This is a genomic window from Planctomycetota bacterium, from assembly GCA_016872555.1.
Classification (GTDB): Bacteria; Planctomycetota; Planctomycetia; order Pirellulales; family UBA1268; genus F1-20-MAGs016.
In genome coordinates this window covers 18,477-35,581 of the sequence record VGZO01000011.1, presented here as the reverse complement: position 1 = coordinate 35,581, position 17,105 = coordinate 18,477, and the positions used below count along the sequence as shown (strand labels likewise).

Sequence of the window (17,105 nt, the reverse complement as noted above, 5' to 3'; positions counted from 1 at the left end):
CCGCTTCAGGAACGCGCAGGAAACTCGGGCGGGAACGTCCCTTCGAGTGCCTTGTCGAGAGCGCCGTGGAACGCGCGGTCGTCGAGCGAACCACGCACGCTCTCCGCCACCTCCTCGGCTTCGGCCTTGCGTCCATTGACGGCGAGGATCGCGACCAGCGTGGCCGCGTCGCTGATGAAGGTCTGCCTCGCGAACCGCACGAGCTCCGGGCCGAACTGATTGTTCTCCTTGGCCATTTTTTGGTTGAGCGCGAGCATCTGCTTCATCTGCGCGACGTCGCTTTTCGGCGAGACGTATTTGGCGAGGAGCGCGTGGGCCTTGGCGTCGATCAGTGACCGCCGGGCAATCCCGAACACCGCGGCCGCCTGCTCGGGAGCGAGTTGGTCGAGCGTCTCGAACAGCTTCCGCGTCTCGGCCCGTTCGTCGAGCTTGTCGTTGAGCGCCGCAAACTCCTGAAACGCGGCGAATGCCCCCAGTCGCTCCCCCCCGGCGACCGCCCGTTGCCCGGCCGCATCGCGGGCCTGCCGGAGCGTCACCAGCGCCGGTGGGTACTGCTCGGCCAAGGTCAGCCAACTCGACAACGCGAACGACAGCCTGACCCCGGTCTGGCCTTGATCGAACTCGAGCGCGTGGTCGTGGTACCAAACGTGCTTCGCCAAGGCGCGGTCGTAGCGCTTCGCGCGGGTGTCGGCTTCGGCTTCGCGGAGGATCGCGGTCGGGTCGGGATTCTCCGGCGGCGTCCAGTCGTCGCCGCGGACAAGCGTGGCCGTGAGGGCCAGGGCGAGTGCGATCACGCAACGGCGCATGATTGGCTCCGGTGTTCGGGATTCGAGTCGGGCCCGTGACGCCGGCGGAGAGAATAGCACATGGGACGTGGGCATGCCCTCCGCCACGTGCTGCCGCGGTCGCGAGGCCGGAGGGAGGAGATCGTCCTGGTATTATCGCCGGCTCGGCCCGTGGGTCCACGGGCCCCGGAGCCAGAGCGCATGCCCGTCTCCCCCCCCCGTGCCACGTCGTCCGTGATCGGAGCGCTTGCCGCCACGCTGGCCCTCGTCGCAGGGCCCGCCGGCAGCGCCGGCGCCGCCCCGGCAGCGCCGATCCGCGTGTTGTTCCTCGGCGACCAGGGGCACCACGCGCCCACCGAGCGCCATGCCCAGCTCGAGCCGGTTCTCGCCGCGCGTGGGATTGAGCTGGTCTACACCGAAAACCTCGACGACCTCGCGCCGGCGACGCTCGCGGCCTACGACGTCCTCGCCGTGTACGCCAACATCGACGAGCTTCCCCCGGCCCGCGAAGCGGCGCTGCTCGACTTCGTCCGCGACGGCAAGGGGCTCGTGCCGCTCCACTGCGCCAGCTACTGCTTCCGCAACTCGCCAGCCTGGGTCGACCTCGTCGGGGCGCAATTCCAAAAGCACGGCGCGACCGAGTTTCGCACCGAGTCGGTCGCCCCCGACCACCCGATCATGAAGGGCTTCCAGGGGTTCTCGAGCTTCGACGAGACCTACGTCCACACGCGCCACAACCCGCGCGGCTGCACCGTCCTCGAGGAGCGCGTCGAGGGGGATCACCGCGAGCCGTGGACGTGGGTCCGCACCGAAGGCAAGGGGCGCGTGTTCTACACCGCCTGGGGCCACGACGAGCGCACCTGGAGCCACCCCGGGTTCCACAACCTCGTCGAGCGCGGGATCCGTTTCGCCGCCGGCACCGATCCGGCGGCGGCGGGGCCGTATGTCGACCATCCGGTGGTGACCCGTGCCGCCGCCGGGCTGGCGCCGTTCACCTATGAGTCGGCCAAGGTGCCGTTCTACGACCCCGATGCCTCGCAGTGGGGCAAGCAGCTCGAGCCGAAGACCACGATGCAGCAGGCGCTCGACCCCGAGGAATCGCGCCGCCACGCGATCACCCCCGAGGGCTTTGCCGTCGGCCTGTACGCCGCCGAGCCGCTCCTCGCCGCCAAGCCGCTGGCGCTGGCGTTCGACACGACGGGGCGGCTGATGGTCATCGAGAGCGTCGACTACCCCAACGACATCGTCCTGCCCGGCGAGGGCGTCGGGCGCGACCGGATCGTGATGCTCACCGACACCGATGGCGACGGCCGCGCCGATGCCCGCACGGTCTATGCCGAGGGGCTGTCGATCCCCACCAGTCTGCTCCACCACGGCCGTGGCTTCATCGTCGCCCAGGTGCCGTCGATGCTGTATCTCGAGGACGGCGACGGCGACGGCCGCGCCGAGATCCGCCGCGAGCTGTTCACCGGCTGGGGCACGCGCGACACCCACTCCGGCCCCAGCAACCTCACCTGGGGCTTCGACGGCTGGGTCTACGGGATGGTCGGCTACTCCGGCTTCGAGGGGGAGGTCGGCGGGGAGAAGCTGCGCTTCGGGCAGGGGTTCTTCCGGTTCCTGCCCGACGGGTCGAAGCTCGAGTTCCTCCGCAGCACCAACAACAACTCCTGGGGTTTCGGTTTCAGCGAGGAGGGACTTGTCTTCGGCTCGACGGCCAACGGCAACCCCAGCGAGCACATGCCGCTCCCGGCGCGGGTCTACGAGCGCGTCCGCGGCTGGAGCGCGACGACGCTCGGCGGGATCGCCGGGACGCCGAAGATGGAGCTCGCCCCGCGCGGCGACGGCGTGGCGCCGATCCGTCAGGTCGACCACCATGGCCGGTTCACCGCCGCCGCCGGGCATCGGCTCTATACGGCGCGCGCCTTCCCCGCGGAGTTTTGGAACCGCGCGGCGTTCGTCTGCGAGCCGACCGGCCATGTCGTCGCCACGTTCCAGCTCCAGCCCGTCGGTGCCGGCTTCCGCAGCCGGATGGCCTGGAACCTCGTCGCCAGCGACGACGAATGGTCGGCGCCGATCCAGGCCGAGGTCGGTCCCGACGGGGTCGTGTGGGTGATCGACTGGTACAACTACATCGTCCAGCACAATCCCACGCCCGCCGGCTTCGAGAACGGCAAGGGCAACGCCTACCAGACGCCGCTCCGCGACAAGACGCACGGGCGGATCTGGCGCGTCGGCCCCGCGCGGCTCGTCGGCCAGCCGCCGGCGGCACCACCGGTGCGGCCAGACGTCGCGGCGCTCGTCGCCGGGCTCCGCGACGACAACATGTTTTGGCGCGAGCGCGCGCAGCGGGCCTTGGTGACCCGCAGCGACGCCGCCACCGCCGTGCCGGCCCTGATCGGGTTGGTCCAGGCGCGCTCGATCGACGCGATCGGCCTCGATCCGGCGGCGATTCACGCCCTGTGGACGATGTCATCGCTCGGTGTGCTCGCCGGCCCCGGCACCGATCTGGGCGCTCTCGACGCCGCCCGTGGGGCGCTGGGGCATCCGTCGGCCGGGGTGCGGGCCACCGCCCTTCGCGTGCTGCCGCGCGACGAGGCGACGCTCGTGGCGGTCGACCGGGCCGAAGTCGGCGCCGATCGCACGCCGCTGGTGCGTCTGGCGCTGCTCGAGATGCTCTCGGAGTGCCCGTCGTCGCCGCTGGCCGGGGAGCTGGTGCGCCGGCTTCTCGCCCAACCAGGCACGCTCGCCGATCCGGTCCTCGCCGATGCGGCGACCGCTGCGGCGGCCGTGCATGCCGGCGACGTCCTCCCGTGGCTGCTCGGCACGGTGCCCAAGGCGGCGCATCTGCCCGCGGCCGCCGCCGTGGCCGCCCTGGCGGCGGTCGTCGCCGACGAGCCGGCCGTCGCGCCGTCGCCGCGGAAGCTCGCGCTGGTCGAGCGCGTCAGTGAACATGTCGCCCGCGGGGGTGACGGCGCCTTGGTCAACCGGATCGTCATCGGCCTCGAGCAGGCGCCGGCCGACGAGGCCGGGGCCTGCCTGGCCGGGCTCGCGCGCGGTTGGCCGCGGGGCACGGGGCTCGCCTTCGACGCCGCCGCCAGCGCCGCGATCGCCCGGCTCGTCGAGCGCCTGCCGCCGGCGGCACAGGGGCAGCTGGTGACGTTCGTGCAGCGCACCGGCAGCGACGTCCTCGACGCCCACGTCGAGTCGATCAGCCGGGCGCTGGTCGCGGTGATCGACGGATCGGGGAGCGACGCCGACCGTGGCGACGCGGCCGAACGGCTGGTCGCGCTGCGCCCGGCCGACGCGGCGGTCGTCGAGGAGCTGCTCACGCGCACCGGCGGGCGCACGAGCCCCCAGTTGGCGGCGCTGCTGGTGACCGCGGCGGCGCGGTCGCAGGCTCCGGAGGCGATCCCCGCGCTCCTCGACCGTCTCGGCGGCTTCACCCCCGCGGTCCGGGAAGCGGCGGTGCGCGGGGTGCTCGCGGCCCGCGACGGCGCCCAGCGGATCGTCGAACGGATGGAGGGAGGCAAGCTCGCCGCCGGCGACATCCCCTTGGTCGAGCGCAGCACGCTCTCGGAAAACCCCGACCGGCGCTTCCGCGACCGGGCGCGGAAGGCGCTTGCCAAGGCGGGTGGCCTGGCCGACGCCGACCGGCAGAAGGTGATCGACGAGGTGCTGCCGGTGGTGCTCGCGGGGGGCGACGTCGCGCGCGGCAAGGGAGTCTTCGCGCAGCAGTGTGCCAAGTGCCACAGGCATTCGGGGGAAGGGGGCCAGGTGGGACCCGACCTCACCGGGATGGCCGTCCATCCACCGCAGGAGCTGCTCGTCCACCTCCTCGATCCGAACCGTTCGGTGGAGGGCAACTTCCGCGCCTACACCGTCGCCACCGACGACGGTCGCGTGGTGACGGGGTTACTTGCCGCCGAGAGCCGGACGGCGATCGAGATCGTCGACGCCGAGGGGAAGCGGCACCCGATCCAGCGCGACGAGATCGAGGCCTTTCAGCCGTCGCCCAATTCCCTGATGCCCGTCGGGTTCGAGAAACAGATCCCGGCCGCCGGGATCGCCGATTTGCTGGCGTTCCTCACCGCGCGCGGGAAATTCGTGCCACTGCCGTTGGGGCCCGTGGCGACGGCGGTCAGCACCCGGGGGCTGTTCTACGCCTCGGAGAACCCGGTCGAGCGGCTCGTGTTTCCCGACTGGGCGCCGAAGACCTACGGCGGCGTCCCGTTTCACCTCGTCGACCCGCAGGGGGACACGCTCCCCAACGTCGTCATGCTCAATGGTCCGCAGGGCTACCTGCCGCCGAAGATGCCGCGGAGCGTGACGGTGCCCGTCGGTGGGCCGGCGCGGGCGATTCATCTGCTCGGCGGGATCGCCGGCTGGGGATTCCCCGCGATCGGCACGGGCTCGACGAGCATGATCGTGCGGATCGTCTACGACGACGGGGCGACCGAGGACCATCCGCTGGTCAACGGCGAGCACGTCGCCGACTACATCCGCCGCGTCGACGTGCCGCAGAGCACGTTCGCCGCCGACCTCGGCGGACGCCAGGTGCGCACGGTGCGCGTCGAACCGAAGCGGGCGGAGCCCGTGGCCCGGTTGGAACTGCTCAAGGGTCCCGACGGCACGGCGCCGATCGTGATCGCTATCACGGTCGAATCGCCGTGACGTGTCCCGCCGGACGGCGGCCGAATCACCTGACTTCGAGCAACTCGACGAGGAAGTGGAGCGTGGCGTCGGGCGGGATCACCGGCGGGGCGCCGCGCTTGCCGTAGCCGAGCTTCGCCGGGATGAGCAGCTCGATCATGCCCCCCTTACCGACAAGCTGCATCCCCTCGGTCCACCCAGGGATCACGCCGGAGAGCGGGAACTCGATCGACTCGCGGCGCTTGTAGGAGCTGTCGAACACCTTCCCGTCGTCGAGCCAGCCGTGGTAGTGGACCTTGACGGTGCTGCTCGACTTCGGAGAAATCCCGGTTCCCTTGCGGAGGACGCGGTATTGCAGACCGGACGGAGTCGCGGTGAAGGTCTTGAGGGCGTCGGCATCGATCTTCCCGGCGCCTTCGGGCAGCGACGGATGGGGAACTTCGGCGTCGGCGGCGTGCACGGCGGTCTCCGGGAAGAGGAGCAGGGAGGCGAGCAGGAGGGAGGCGGCGAAGCGCATCGGAAAGGGCTCCACGGGGGCGGCCGGTGACCGACCCCGACGGGGCCCTCCCAGCCGGTGGCGAGTATAGCGATCGGCACTGCCGTGTGGCGACGCGGTGCGCCGGGCCCGGCGGCCATCAGCGGGCCGCGAGGAGGCGCTCGATCTCGTCGGCGTCCATCGGCACGTGGCTGCAGAGATCGATCGGGCCCTGCTCGGTGACGAGGATGTCGTTCTCGAGGCGGACGCCGATCCCCTCCTCGGGAATGTACAGCCCCGGCTCGACCGTCATGATCCAGCCGGCGGCCAGCGGGCCGTCCTGCGGGGCGAGGTCGTGGACACCGAGGCCGAGCGAGTGGCCCAGGCCGTGCATGAAATAGCGGCGGCAGGCGGGCTCCTCGGCCGAGTCGCCGGCGCGCTCCTCGGCCGTGATCAGCCCCAGCCCGACCAGTTCGTCGGCCATGTCGATCTGGGCGGCGCGCTTCCAGTCGCGAATCCGCGTGCCGACGGTGGTCCGGGCGACGGCCCGGTCGAAGACCCGCTTCACGGCGTCGTAGACGGCGCGCTGCCGCGCGGTGAATCGGCCACTGACCGGATAGGTGCGCGTCAGGTCGGCGGCGTAATTGCCGTAGTTGGCGCCGACGTCGATCAGCACCAGGTCGCCGGAGCGGCACTCCTGGTCGTTGTCGAGGTAGTGGAGCACGCAGGCGTTCTTCCCCGACCCGATGATCGGCTCGTAGGCCATCCGCGCTCGCCGCCGGGTGAACTCGCCGACGAGCTCCGCCTCCAGTTCGTATTCCATCACGCCGGGGCGGAGCGCTGCGAGGACGCGCGACAGCCCGGCGGCGGTGATATCGATCGCCTGGCGCACGAGGTCGATCTCGATGTCGGACTTCGCCGCGCGCAAGCCGCGCATCACGGGCTGAAGCCGCTCGTAGCGGTGGAGCGGGTAGCGGTGCATCAGATCCCGCGCCAGCCGCAGGTCGCGCGGTTCGATCTCGGTGCTCGAGCGCTCGTGCTCGTTGGAATCGATCCACACCCGGTCGCAGTCGCAGAGCAATCCGTGGAGCACGGTCGGCAGCTCGGTCAGCCAGCGCACCTTGGCGATCGCGGAGATCGCCGTGGCCTTCTCCTTGGAGAGTTTTTCCCCCTCCCACGTCGCCAGCAGTTCGTTGGGCTGGCGGATGAACAGGATCTGGCGCTGGGCCGGATCGATCGCGTCGGGCGCGAGCACCAGCACGCTCTCCTCCTGCTCGATGCCCGTCAGCCAGAACAGATCGGCGGCGGGGGCGAGGCGGAGCGTGCCGTCGCCGTTGGTCGGCAGCACGTCGGCGGCGTGGACGACCACCACGCTCCGCGGCGGGAGCAGGGCCCGCAGCCGGTCGCGGTTGACGCAGAACAGCGCGGCGTCGATCGGTGCGTGCCGCATGGCGGGCCCCCCGTCGTGTCGCGCGGGGATTCCCTCACCCCGCTGGTGAGATCGTAGCCCATCGCCCTTGGCGTTTCCCGCGGTCTACTGAGTGGACACTGGCCTCAGATGGCTTTGTCCATGGACAGCGAGGATCGGCCGCGGGATGCGGCCGACGGCGACCCGGGAAACCCTTGGCGTTTCCCGCGGTCGCCTGAGTGGACAAAGGCCAGGGATGGCTTTGTCCACGGAAAGCTAGATCAGCGGTAGGCAGGGTAATACTGCTGCGTTGCCTGTGGCTGAGGAGTGGCCTGGTAGACAGGGTAGGCCTGCTGCGGCGCCGGTGCCGGTTGGTAGGTCTGGTACTGCGCCGGTGGCGCGAAGGACTGCTGCGGCACGCCCGGCTGGGCGTAGCCTTGTCGGGAGGCAAACTGGGCCGCGGCGCGACGGGCCTCGGATTCCACCTGCTGGCCGACGACCGCGGCGCGGTCGGCGTTGAAGGAGAAGCTGGGCAGCCCGTTGACCCAGCGGATCGAGAGCACGCCAGTGGCAAGGAGGATCGGGATCGCCAGGATCAGGAGCCGCGTCCCCCAGCGGCTGGTGGCGACCTTCTGGACCGGTGCCGGCATTCCCATCGTGGCCAGACCGACGGCCTGCTGGGTGATCGACTTCTTCGACGACTTGCGGCTGGCCATCAGGTCTCTCCCTGGGGACTCGTCCGGTGGTTGGATCGGCCGCATCCCGGTACGGATTGAGAGACGGGCGACCGCGACCGCACGCTCTACCACGAGAGGCGCCGGCAAAGCCAGCGGTCTTTTGCCCAGATTCCGCCGCAGTCCCGGGCCGGCTACGCCAGCACGGTCGCGATCGGCTTACCGCCGCCGCCGATCTTGAACGGGCGGCCATTGGGGGCGATGAACTCGCGGTCGAAGGGCAGCCCCGCCGCCGCAGCGATCGTCGTGTTGAGATCGGCCACGCTGACGCCGTCGGCCGCCGGCGAGTGGCCGCGCTCGTCGCTGGCCCCGTGGACGACCCCGCCGCGGATCCCGTGGCCGGCGAGGACCGCGGAGAACACGCCCGGATGGTGGTCGCGGCCGGCGTTCTCGTTGATCCGTGGCGTCCGGCCGAACTCCGAGACCAGCACCACCAGCGTCCCGGCGGCCAGGCCGCGCTCCTCGAGATCGGTCAGCAGCGTCGCCATCGCGCCGTCAAGCTGCGCCGCCTTGGCGGGGAGCTCGTCGAACAGCTCACGGTGCATGTCCCAGCCGCCGAACTCGACCTCCACGAACCGCACGCCCGCCTCGACGAGTCGCCGGGCGAGAAGGCAGCCCTGGGCGAAGGCACTGGCGCCGTAGCGCTCGCGGATCCCCTCCGGCTCGCGCGACAGGTCGAAGGCGCCGAGGTCGTCGCTGCCGAGGAGGCGGACGGCCTCGCGGACCATCTGGTTGTAGGCCTCGACCTGCGGGCCGGCGTAGGCGCGGCGGAAGTCGCGGTCGATGCGGTCGGCGAGCGCCAGCCGGCGCTCGAAGTTCTTCTCCGACAGGTAGCCGGGCCGGCGCGTGTTCTCGAGGCCGAGCTTCGGGTCGGCAACGGGGACCGGGGCGAGCTTGGGGTCGAGGAAGCCGGCGCCGGGATGCTCGTTGCCGTTGCCCACCAAGACGTACCCCGGCAGGTCGCCGGCGCGCTTTCCGGCGGCGTGCAGCGCCCAGGCGCCAAGCGCGGGGTGCTGGATGCTCCCCAGCGGCGCGTAGGCGGTGCGCATCGTGTACACGCCCGGCTCGTGGGCGCCGGTCTCGGTCGACAGGCTGCGGACGATCGCCAGCCGGTCGGCGAGCGCGGCGAGGCGCGGCAGGCCGGCGCCGAAACTCACCCCGGGAACCGCCGTGCCGATCGTCCGCGTCTCCCCCTGCTCCTCGCGCCCCGGCTTGGGATCGAAGGTGTCGATGTGGCTCATCGCCCCCTTCATGAACAGGCAGATGACGTTGGCGTGGGCGGGCTTCCCCCCGGCCGCTACCGCTCCGCGCGTCGCCCCGGCCACGGTGTCGAGGAATCCGACGCCGAGCGCGGCGCGTGCGGCGTGGGCCAGGACCCGGCGCCGGGTGGAGCGGTCGTCGAACGAGCGGCTGCGGATCGAGCGGTCGGTCATCGGAGATGGCTCGCGGTGGGAAGGGCCGTGGACACGGTGGTTGGCCGGGGGGTGCGGATGCCGGCGGACGGTGAAATCTGCGGCGTTTCCCCGGCGCGCCCGGGTGGACGAAGGCCATGGCCGGCTTCGTCCACCGACAGCGACGGTCACTACTGGATGAACAGGAACTCGCGCGTGTTGAGCAGTGCCCAGATGACGTTTCCCACGCCCGTCGCGGGATTGTCGGCGGACGTGATCTCGGCGATCGCCAGGCGGCGGTCCTCGGCGTCGGGGGTCCGCGAGAGGACCGACAGGAAGATCACGTCGACCGCCGCGCGCGGATCCCCGGCGACGATCTCGCCGTGGATCACGCTGCCGCGCTCGAGCATGGCATGGGTGATCGGGCCGTTGAACATCGCGAGCATCTGCGGGATCGTCGCCACGGTCCGTCCCCCCTCGATGCTCTCCCGGTCGCTCTGGCCGAACTGCCGGAGGAAATGCCCCAGCGGCAGCGGCGTCGGCAGCTCGCTGGCGCGGGCCAGCACCTGCCCCTGGTAGCCATACTGCTTCTGGAGCTGGAGCTTGGTCTGCCGGGGACCATAGGCCGACAGGTAGCGGCGGTAGGCCCGTTCGGCGTCGTCGAGCGAGACCTTCCCATGGGCGAGGTCGAGATCGGCGGCAGCGGCGAATGCGTCGGCCGTGGGCCGCTGGTAGTCCCACGGGTCGGCGGCGACGAGCGTCAGGATCGAGTCCCAGAGCTGCTCGGCCGTCATCCGCTTCAGGGCCGGGCCGGGAAAGGCGAACGGCGTGCCGGCGGCAGGATCGTGGACGACGGCGCGCCGGGCGAACGTTCCGGTCGAGACCAGCACGCGGACGAATTCACGGAGGTCGAAGTCGAGCTCGAGCACGAGGTCGGTGAGGTGCTCGAGCAATTCGGGGTGGGAGGGGGGATTGGCGGCGCGGAAGTCGTCGACCGGCTCGACGAGCCCGACCCCCATCACCTTCTTCCACAGCCGGTTGGCGATCGTCCGGGCGAATTGGCGATTGTCGTGGTCCGTGACCCAGGCGGCGAAGCGCTCGCGGCCGTCGGCGCCCTCGGCGGCACTCGGCACCTCGCCCCACAGGACCTTCGGCGCGACGGTGTCGTTCGGTGCCGCGTCGTCGTACTTGTAGTCGTGGGGGAGACGCAGCGGCTGGTCGTGGTGGCTGACGATCGCGCCGTTGGCCTGGAGGAACTGGATGAACCCGTTGTCGACCTTGCCATCGCGCGCCTCGCGCCGCGCCGCGAGGACCAGGCCGCGGATCGCCTTGGCGGTGGCGTCGGTGCGCAGCGCCTGGCGCTGCTCCTTGGGCAGCTTGCCGCCGAACCCGCCGCGCGTCCCGGCGGTGAACGCCGCCAACTCGTAGAACTGGTGCTGCGTCCAGGAATCGAACGGATGGTCGTGGCACTGGGCGCAGCCGATCTGCGTGCCGAGGAACACCCGCACCGTGTTGTCGACATACGGCAACGGCATCCCCAGGTCACGGAGCTGGAAGCCGACGGCGGGGTTGTCCCACACCTTGCCGTCGGCGGTGAGCATCTCGTGGACCCACTGGTCGAACGGCCGGTTGGCGGCGATCGAACGCTTCACCCAGTCGAGGTAGGGCTCGCAGAACAAGGCGCGCTGCGGCCGCTCGGTGAGCCGGAGGATGTCGGCCCAGTAGTTGTAGAAGTGGCTGACGTAGTCGGGGCTCCCGAGGAGATCCTCGACCAGCCGGGCGCGTTTCGCCTTGTCGTCGTCGGCGAGGAAGGCGACGGTCTCGTCGTGGGTCGGGATCCGGCCCCCGAGCTCGAGGTAGATCCGCCGCACGTAGCGCGCGTCGTCGAGCGGCCGGCTTCCTTCGACGCCGCGCGCCTGCCAGCCGGCAGCGACCAACTCGTCGATCCGCGCCGCGGCAGCGGCCACCGCCGCCCGCCGAGAGCGGTCGACCGGGGCGATGTCGAGGACCGTCCCGCGCGGCTCGTCGGTGACCGCCTTGGGCAGGCGCGACGGGGGCACGGCCTGGCGCCGGGGAACGGGTTTTCGTTCCGCGGCGCCAGCCAGCCCCGCGGCGACCGTGCCGACCATGGCCATGGCCGCCAGCCACGGCAGCACACCGGGGCGGGCGATCGGAGCGCGGTCAGGTGGCAAGGGACGAGAGGTCATCGTGTCGGTTCCACGGGGAAGCCATGGGGCCGGCCGGGCCGCGCACCCCGTCTCGGCAGAATTCGGCGCGGTCAGGGCTTCGGCTTGATGCCGGCCTTGAACTCCTCGAGCGAGAGCTTCTTGTCGGAGTTGGTGTCGAGCCGCCCGAACCGCCGGTCGGCGTTCTCGAGCTGCTTGTCCTTGAGCTTCGCCTTGAATTCGTCGAGCGACAGGAATCCGTCGCCATTGCTGTCCTTGCGCTTGAACGTTTTCTCGGGGTCAGGGGCCTTTTTGTCCTGGGCAAGCGCCGGCAGGGACACCGCGGCACAGCCGAGAAGGACAGCCAGGAAAGTCACGTGCAGCATCGGTTGATCCTCGGGGTGGTGGCCGCTCGGGCCCACTCAAACAGAACGTGCCACCCGGCTCCAGGTAGCGACGGCCGGCCAGAAGTGCATCTTCAGGCCTCGGCCGCCGGCACTCAAGCCGGTTTTCCCGGCACAAACGCCTGGCGCAGCCGGAGGAGAGCCTCGTCCAGCCGTGGCGTGGGGCAGGCCATGTTGAGCCGTATGAATCCCGGGGCGCCGAATTCGTGCCCGTCGGAGGTGCCCAGGCCCGCAGCCTCGCAGGCGGCCTGGGGATCGGCGACGGCGCTGGCGCGGCAGTCGATCCAGGCCAGGTAGGTGGCCTGCGGGGGGATGCACGCCAGACCGGGGATCGCGGCCACCGCCTCGACCACCCTCCGGCGATGGTCGCGAAGCAGGGCCACCAGCCGGCGCCGCCATGGCTCGCCATGGTTCCAGGCCGCCTCGGCGGCGGCGTAGCCGAGGGGATTGACCATCGGCAACAGTCCGCTACCGGCGGCCCGCCACCCGCGGCGTGCCGCGTCATCCGGCACGATCGCCGCGGCGCAGCACAATCCGGCGATGTTCCAGGTCTTCGACGGAGCGACGAGCGTCACCGCGCGGCGCGCGGCCGGGTGGTCGAGGCTCGCGAACGGCACGTGGACGGGGCCGCCGGCATCGTCGTCGAGGAGCAGGTCGGACCAGATCTCGTCGCTGACGACCGTGAGGCCGTGACGTTCGGCGAGGTCGGCGATCTTCACGAGCTCGGCAGCCGGAAACACCGTGCCGGTGGGATTGTGTGGATGGCACAGCCACACCAGCCTGGTCCGCGGCGAAACCGCGGCGGCGAGGGCGGCGTGGTCGATCGACCAGCCGTGGCCGTCGCTCGCCAGCGGCACGCGCAAAAGCCTCCGGCCGGCGCGGCCGGGAAGCGAGAGGAACGGCGGATAGACCGGCGTGAACGAGATGATCTCGTCGTCGGCCGCGGCCAGCAGCCGCGCCGCCACCGCCAGGCCGGACACGACACCGGTGATGCCGATCACGTGGGCCGGGTCGATCACCCAGCCGAAGCGGCGCTCGAGATGCCCGGCGAGGCTCGGGGCGAACCCCGGGGGATCGGCGGTGTATCCGAAGACACCGTGGTCGACGCGCCGGTGGAGCGCCTCGAGCACCGCCGGGTCGGTGCGGAAGTCCATGTCGGCCACCCAGACCGGCAGGATGTCGCCGGGCCAGCGATCCCACTTCTCGGACCCGGTGCCGCGGCGGTCGGGGCAGTCGGCGAAGGCGGGGTCGGTCATCGGGTGCGAGGGGGCAGGCAGGGCGCGGACGGCTGGTGAATCACCGACAATCGATCGTTGCAGGATCCCTTGTAACAGATCACCACCCCCGCCGTGATCCTGTCGGCCGGGGGACGTGAAGCCCCCGGATCGGCCCCGAGGACGAGCCGATGGAATCGCCCGACGACCGGCAACGCTGGGTATTGGCGCTGCTCGCCGCGCACGAGCAGGCGCTCCTTCGCCATGCCTGCCGGCTGCTCGGCGATGCCGACGCGGCCCGCGACGCCGTTCAGCACGCCTTCGTCCAACTCTGCGCCCAGTCGCCTGCGACGCTCGGCGACCGCGCCGTGCCCTGGCTGTTTCGTGTCTGCCGCAACCGCGCGATCGACCACCTCCGCCGCGCCGGCCGCGAGCGCTCCTTCGCCGACCTCCCCACGGAGTCCACCGCCATGCCGCCATCCGCCCAACCGACCGCGCGCGAAACCGACCCGGCGGCCAGTGCCGAGACCGCCGACCTGGCCGGGGTTCTCCGCGGGCTCCTCGCCACGCTGCCGCACCTCCAGGCCGAGACCCTCGATCTCTGGGCGGCCGGTCTCTCGTACCGCGAGATCGCCGCCGTCACCGGGAAGACCGAGGGCCACGTCCGCGTGCTGGCCCACCGCGGCCTGGCGGCGCTGCGCGCCAATCCGCTCGTCCGCGACCTGCTCCCCACCCCCGTCGCTCCTGAGGTGCACCGATGAGTGCCGACGATCCCCGGACCGCCGCCCCGCTCCCCGACCCGCGCGAGGTCGAGGAGAGCCTGCTGTCGGCGCTCGCCCTCGACGAGCTCACTTCCGCCGAGCGCGCCCGCATCGAGGCCCGTCTGGCGGTCAGCGCCGCCGACCGAATCGCGCTCGACGAACTGCGGGCGATCGGCCGGGCGCTGCGCGGCTCGGCACCCGCCGGGGAGCCGAGTGCCGTGCTCCGCGCGGCGGTGGTGGCGGCGCTGGGGGAGGCGCCAGCGACGAAGCGGTCCCGGTCACCGCGGTCCGCGTGGCCGTGGCTCCTCGCTCTCGGTGCAGTCGCGGCGAGCGTGGTCGTGGTGATCGCCCTGCCGGGGCGCGTCGCGGGCGAGCGGCAGGTGGCGTGGCTCGGGCGCGAGCCCGAGCCGGTCACCGCGAGCGATGGAGCGCCGGCGCCAGCCGCGGCCCCGGAACCGACCGGCGGTGAACGGCGTCAATCGGGCGCCGCGGTCGTGGCCGCCACGCCGGTGACCGAAGTCGACGAGAAGGCCGCGGCGGCTCCCGTCGACCGCGAGAGCCAGGTGCACGGCAAGCGACTCGAATCATTCGCGTTCGCCCCGGCCGATGCTCCCGGTCTCGCGGCGCAGGCCGAGTCGGCACGGCCGATGGCGACGTTCCCGGCACGTTCCGGGGCCCCGGGCGGGGGGGTCGGTTCCGGCGTTGCGACGCCTGGGTATTTTGGAACCGGGCTCGGCGGGGCGGCGCGCCTCGAAGCACCCGGTCACGGTGGCAGGGAGGCCGAGGAATTCGCCGAGGCGGGTTTGTTCCGGCGGGGCCGGCCGATGCCGGCAGGTGAGCGTTTCGCCCGGTTCGTCGAGAATCCGTTCCAGGATCCGCAGACCGCTCCGCTGTCGACGTTCTCGATCGACGTCGACACCGCCTCCTACACGATCGTCCGCCGGTTCCTCGCCGCCGGGCAGCGCCCGCCGGCCGACGCGGTCCGGCTCGAGGAGCTGGTCAATTACTTCCGCTACGCCGATCCCCCGCCGCCGGCCGGCGGCGACCCGTTCGCCGTCCGCCTCGAGACGGCCGCCAGCCCATGGCGCCCCGAGCACCGCCTCGTCCGCGTCGCCCTCAAGGGGCGCGAGATCGCCGCCGCGACGCGCCCCGCGGGCAACCTCGTGTTTCTCGTCGACGTCTCCGGCTCGATGCGCGACCCTGACAAGCTGCCGCTGGTGAAGCAGGCGCTGCTGTTGCTCGTCGACCAGCTCCGCGAGGAGGACCGGGTGTCGATCGTCACCTACGCCGGCGACGCCGGTCTCAAGCTCCCGGCCACCGGTGGCGACCGGCCGGAGGCGATCCGCGGCGTGATCCGGTCGCTCGATGCCGGCGGCTCGACGCACGGCAGCGCCGGCATCGAACTGGCCTACGAGGAGGCGAAGCGGCACTTCGTCCCCGGCGGTGCCAACCGGGTGATCCTCTGCACCGACGGCGACCTCAACGTCGGCATCACCGACGACGCGGCGCTGGTGAAGCTGATCCGGGCGAAGGCTGCCGAAGGGACGTTTCTCACCGTCCTCGGGTTCGGCCAGGGAAATCTCCAGGACGAGAAGATGGAGAAGCTCGCCGACAACGGCAACGGCCTGTACGCCTACGTCGACTCGGTGCGCGAGGCGCGGAAGGTGCTCGTCGAGCAGCTCACCGGCTCGACGGTGACGATCGCCAAGGACGTGAAGATCCAGGTCGAGTTCAACCCGGCGCTGGTCGCGTCGTACCGGCTGCTCGGCTACGAGAACCGCGTCATGGCAACGCGCGACTTCGCCGACGACACCAAGGACGCCGGCGAGATCGGGGCCGGCCACGGCGTGACGGCGCTGTACGAATATGTCCCGGCCGGAGCCGATGCCGGCCAGCCGGCGGAGCTGAAATACGGCCCGCGGCTGCCGGTCCGCCCCCGCCCGGAGGCCGAGGGGCCGGCGTCGCGGGAGCTGCTGACGGTGAAGCTGCGCTACAAGCAGCCGGAGGGGCGCGACAGCGTCGAACGGGAGTTTCCCCTCGTCGATGCCGGCGGGTCGTTCGACTCGGCGTCCGACGACCTGCGCTTCGCGTCGGCCGTCGCCGCGTTCGGGATGCTCCTCCGCGACAGCGCCCATGCCGGCGACGCCACGCTGCCGCGCGTGGCCGAGATCGCCGGGGGGGCGATCGGTGCCGATCCCGGCGGGCTGCGCGCGGAATTTCTCGACCTCGTGCGCCTCGCCGGCGGGGTACGGCCGCCCCGGGAGTGAACGCCGCGCCACCTCGGCGGGCGGCTGGGTGGCCTCGAGCGCCGTGCGCAGCGCCGTGACGAGATGGCGGAAGCGCGGCAGGTCGACGCGGTTTCCCGGCACGCGACGGTGGGTCGGCAGCGCCAGCGACAGGCAGGGAGGCCGCCAGGGGAGGAGGAGGGGGCGCAGCGTCGCGGCCGACAGCGCCGCGAACGAGACACCGGGCACGGTCACGCCACCGGGGCCGGGAACGGAGAGCGGAGGGGCTGGGACGACGGCCATCGACGGGTCTCCGGAGACGCGCGGCGACCATGCCCGGTCGGCCGGGGGTGTGGCCGATCCCCCTCCACGATCGGCGCGGACCGCGCCCGCGGCAACAACCCGTGCCGCCGTCGCGCGCCGCGGCAAGACAGTTGCGCCGCGCCGGTCACTCGTGGTGGCACTCGACGATCCGCTCGACCCCGGGAAACTCGGCGAGGCGCGCCAGCACGTCGCGCCAGCCGGGCTGGTGGGTGCTCCCGATGCACAGGCACTCGCCGGCCGTGGCGCCGACGCGTCCGCGCGACCCGGGCATGAACTCCACCGACCGGTCGATGCGGCGGATCGCATCGCGGGTGGCGGCGGTGTCGGGGATCGCGAATTCGTACGACACCGCCACGCGCCCGGCGCCGGTGCCGCGCAGGCCCTCGTCGTCGATCGTCGTCAGGTCGATCGCCACGACGGCGGGCGCGCGGGGGCGTCCGCACCCGCCCACGACCGGCAGGGGCAGGGCCGCCAGGCAGCCGGCGGTGGCGCGGCGTCGCGATAATCGCTCGTGGTCCACGGGTGCCTTCCGACGGGAACGATGCCTCGACCGACAGCCTACCGCGACG

12 protein-coding genes are annotated in these 17,105 nt (G+C 71.9%); 3 read left to right on the top strand and 9 right to left on the bottom strand.

From position 1 onward, the window contains the following. Positions 1 to 5 precede the first annotated feature (5 nt). Complete coding sequence (locus FJ309_05565; protein ID MBM3954068.1) at positions 6 to 806, bottom strand: hypothetical protein; 801 nt, start codon at positions 804 to 806, stop codon at positions 6 to 8. Positions 807 to 986: 180 nt separating this feature from the next. Between FJ309_05565 and FJ309_05560 the strand changes: the two genes are divergently transcribed. Continuing rightward, entirely contained in the window at positions 987 to 5,456 is a 4,470-nt protein-coding gene (locus tag FJ309_05560) for a c-type cytochrome (GenBank protein MBM3954067.1), read from the top strand. 25 nt (positions 5,457 to 5,481) lie between these two features. Here the strand turns inward: FJ309_05560 and FJ309_05555 are convergent, their stop codons facing one another. The 7 genes from FJ309_05555 to FJ309_05525 all read right to left on the bottom strand — a co-directional run bounded on the left by FJ309_05555 (position 5,482) and on the right by FJ309_05525 (position 13,268). Beyond that, positions 5,482 to 5,952: an FKBP-type peptidyl-prolyl cis-trans isomerase gene (locus FJ309_05555; protein ID MBM3954066.1), complete on the bottom strand. Its 471-nt coding sequence runs from the start codon at positions 5,950 to 5,952 to the stop codon at positions 5,482 to 5,484. A gap of 118 nt (positions 5,953 to 6,070) precedes the next feature. Then, positions 6,071 to 7,360 (bottom strand): aminopeptidase P family protein, encoded by a 1,290-nt coding sequence (locus FJ309_05550; protein ID MBM3954065.1) that lies wholly within the window; start codon positions 7,358 to 7,360, stop codon positions 6,071 to 6,073. Between the two features lie 239 nt (positions 7,361 to 7,599). Continuing rightward, positions 7,600 to 8,034: a hypothetical protein gene (locus FJ309_05545; GenBank protein ID MBM3954064.1), complete on the bottom strand. Its 435-nt coding sequence runs from the start codon at positions 8,032 to 8,034 to the stop codon at positions 7,600 to 7,602. Positions 8,035 to 8,186: 152 nt separating this feature from the next. After that, on the bottom strand, positions 8,187 to 9,485 hold the full coding sequence (locus FJ309_05540) for a DUF1501 domain-containing protein (GenBank protein MBM3954063.1): 1,299 nt from the start codon (positions 9,483 to 9,485) through the stop codon (positions 8,187 to 8,189). A 149-nt stretch (positions 9,486 to 9,634) separates the two neighbouring features. Beyond that, positions 9,635 to 11,650 carry a DUF1549 domain-containing protein gene (locus FJ309_05535; GenBank protein ID MBM3954062.1) on the bottom strand — a complete coding sequence of 672 codons (2,016 nt, stop codon included), beginning with the start codon at positions 11,648 to 11,650 and terminating at the stop codon, positions 9,635 to 9,637. 71 nt (positions 11,651 to 11,721) lie between these two features. Next, entirely contained in the window at positions 11,722 to 11,994 is a 273-nt protein-coding gene (locus FJ309_05530; protein MBM3954061.1) for an EF-hand domain-containing protein, read from the bottom strand. A 113-nt stretch (positions 11,995 to 12,107) separates the two neighbouring features. After that, positions 12,108 to 13,268 carry a putative C-S lyase gene (locus FJ309_05525; protein ID MBM3954060.1) on the bottom strand — a complete coding sequence of 387 codons (1,161 nt, stop codon included), beginning with the start codon at positions 13,266 to 13,268 and terminating at the stop codon, positions 12,108 to 12,110. A gap of 149 nt (positions 13,269 to 13,417) precedes the next feature. On the opposite strand from FJ309_05525, the gene FJ309_05520 reads away from it, so the two are divergent. Beyond that, the gene (locus tag FJ309_05520; protein ID MBM3954059.1) at positions 13,418 to 13,987 is read left to right on the top strand and encodes an RNA polymerase sigma factor; all 570 of its coding nucleotides are present in this window, start codon (positions 13,418 to 13,420) and stop codon (positions 13,985 to 13,987) included. Beyond that, complete coding sequence (locus tag FJ309_05515) at positions 13,984 to 16,254, top strand: VWA domain-containing protein (protein MBM3954058.1); 2,271 nt, start codon at positions 13,984 to 13,986, stop codon at positions 16,252 to 16,254. Before FJ309_05520 ends, FJ309_05515 begins: the two co-directional genes overlap by 4 nt. 406 nt (positions 16,255 to 16,660) lie before the next feature. Here FJ309_05515 and FJ309_05510 read toward each other — a convergent pair whose 3' ends face one another. Beyond that, positions 16,661 to 17,056: a hypothetical protein gene (locus tag FJ309_05510; GenBank protein MBM3954057.1), complete on the bottom strand. Its 396-nt coding sequence runs from the start codon at positions 17,054 to 17,056 to the stop codon at positions 16,661 to 16,663. Positions 17,057 to 17,105: the final 49 nt, after the last annotated feature.

Coding starts and splice junctions, on each gene's coding strand:
- FJ309_05540 (MBM3954063.1), bottom strand. CDS start 9,485: ATGACCGACCGCTCGATCCGCAGCCGCTCGTTCGACGACCGCTCCACC.
- FJ309_05560 (MBM3954067.1), top strand. CDS start 987: ATGCCCGTCTCCCCCCCCCGTGCCACGTCGTCCGTGATCGGAGCGCTT.
- FJ309_05525 (MBM3954060.1), bottom strand. CDS start 13,268: ATGACCGACCCCGCCTTCGCCGACTGCCCCGACCGCCGCGGCACCGGG.
- FJ309_05520 (MBM3954059.1), top strand. CDS start 13,418: ATGGAATCGCCCGACGACCGGCAACGCTGGGTATTGGCGCTGCTCGCC.
- FJ309_05535 (MBM3954062.1), bottom strand. CDS start 11,650: ATGACCTCTCGTCCCTTGCCACCTGACCGCGCTCCGATCGCCCGCCCC.
- FJ309_05550 (MBM3954065.1), bottom strand. CDS start 7,360: ATGCGGCACGCACCGATCGACGCCGCGCTGTTCTGCGTCAACCGCGAC.
- FJ309_05555 (MBM3954066.1), bottom strand. CDS start 5,952: ATGCGCTTCGCCGCCTCCCTCCTGCTCGCCTCCCTGCTCCTCTTCCCG.
- FJ309_05515 (MBM3954058.1), top strand. CDS start 13,984: ATGAGTGCCGACGATCCCCGGACCGCCGCCCCGCTCCCCGACCCGCGC.
- FJ309_05545 (MBM3954064.1), bottom strand. CDS start 8,034: ATGGCCAGCCGCAAGTCGTCGAAGAAGTCGATCACCCAGCAGGCCGTC.
- FJ309_05530 (MBM3954061.1), bottom strand. CDS start 11,994: ATGCTGCACGTGACTTTCCTGGCTGTCCTTCTCGGCTGTGCCGCGGTG.
- FJ309_05565 (MBM3954068.1), bottom strand. CDS start 806: ATGCGCCGTTGCGTGATCGCACTCGCCCTGGCCCTCACGGCCACGCTT.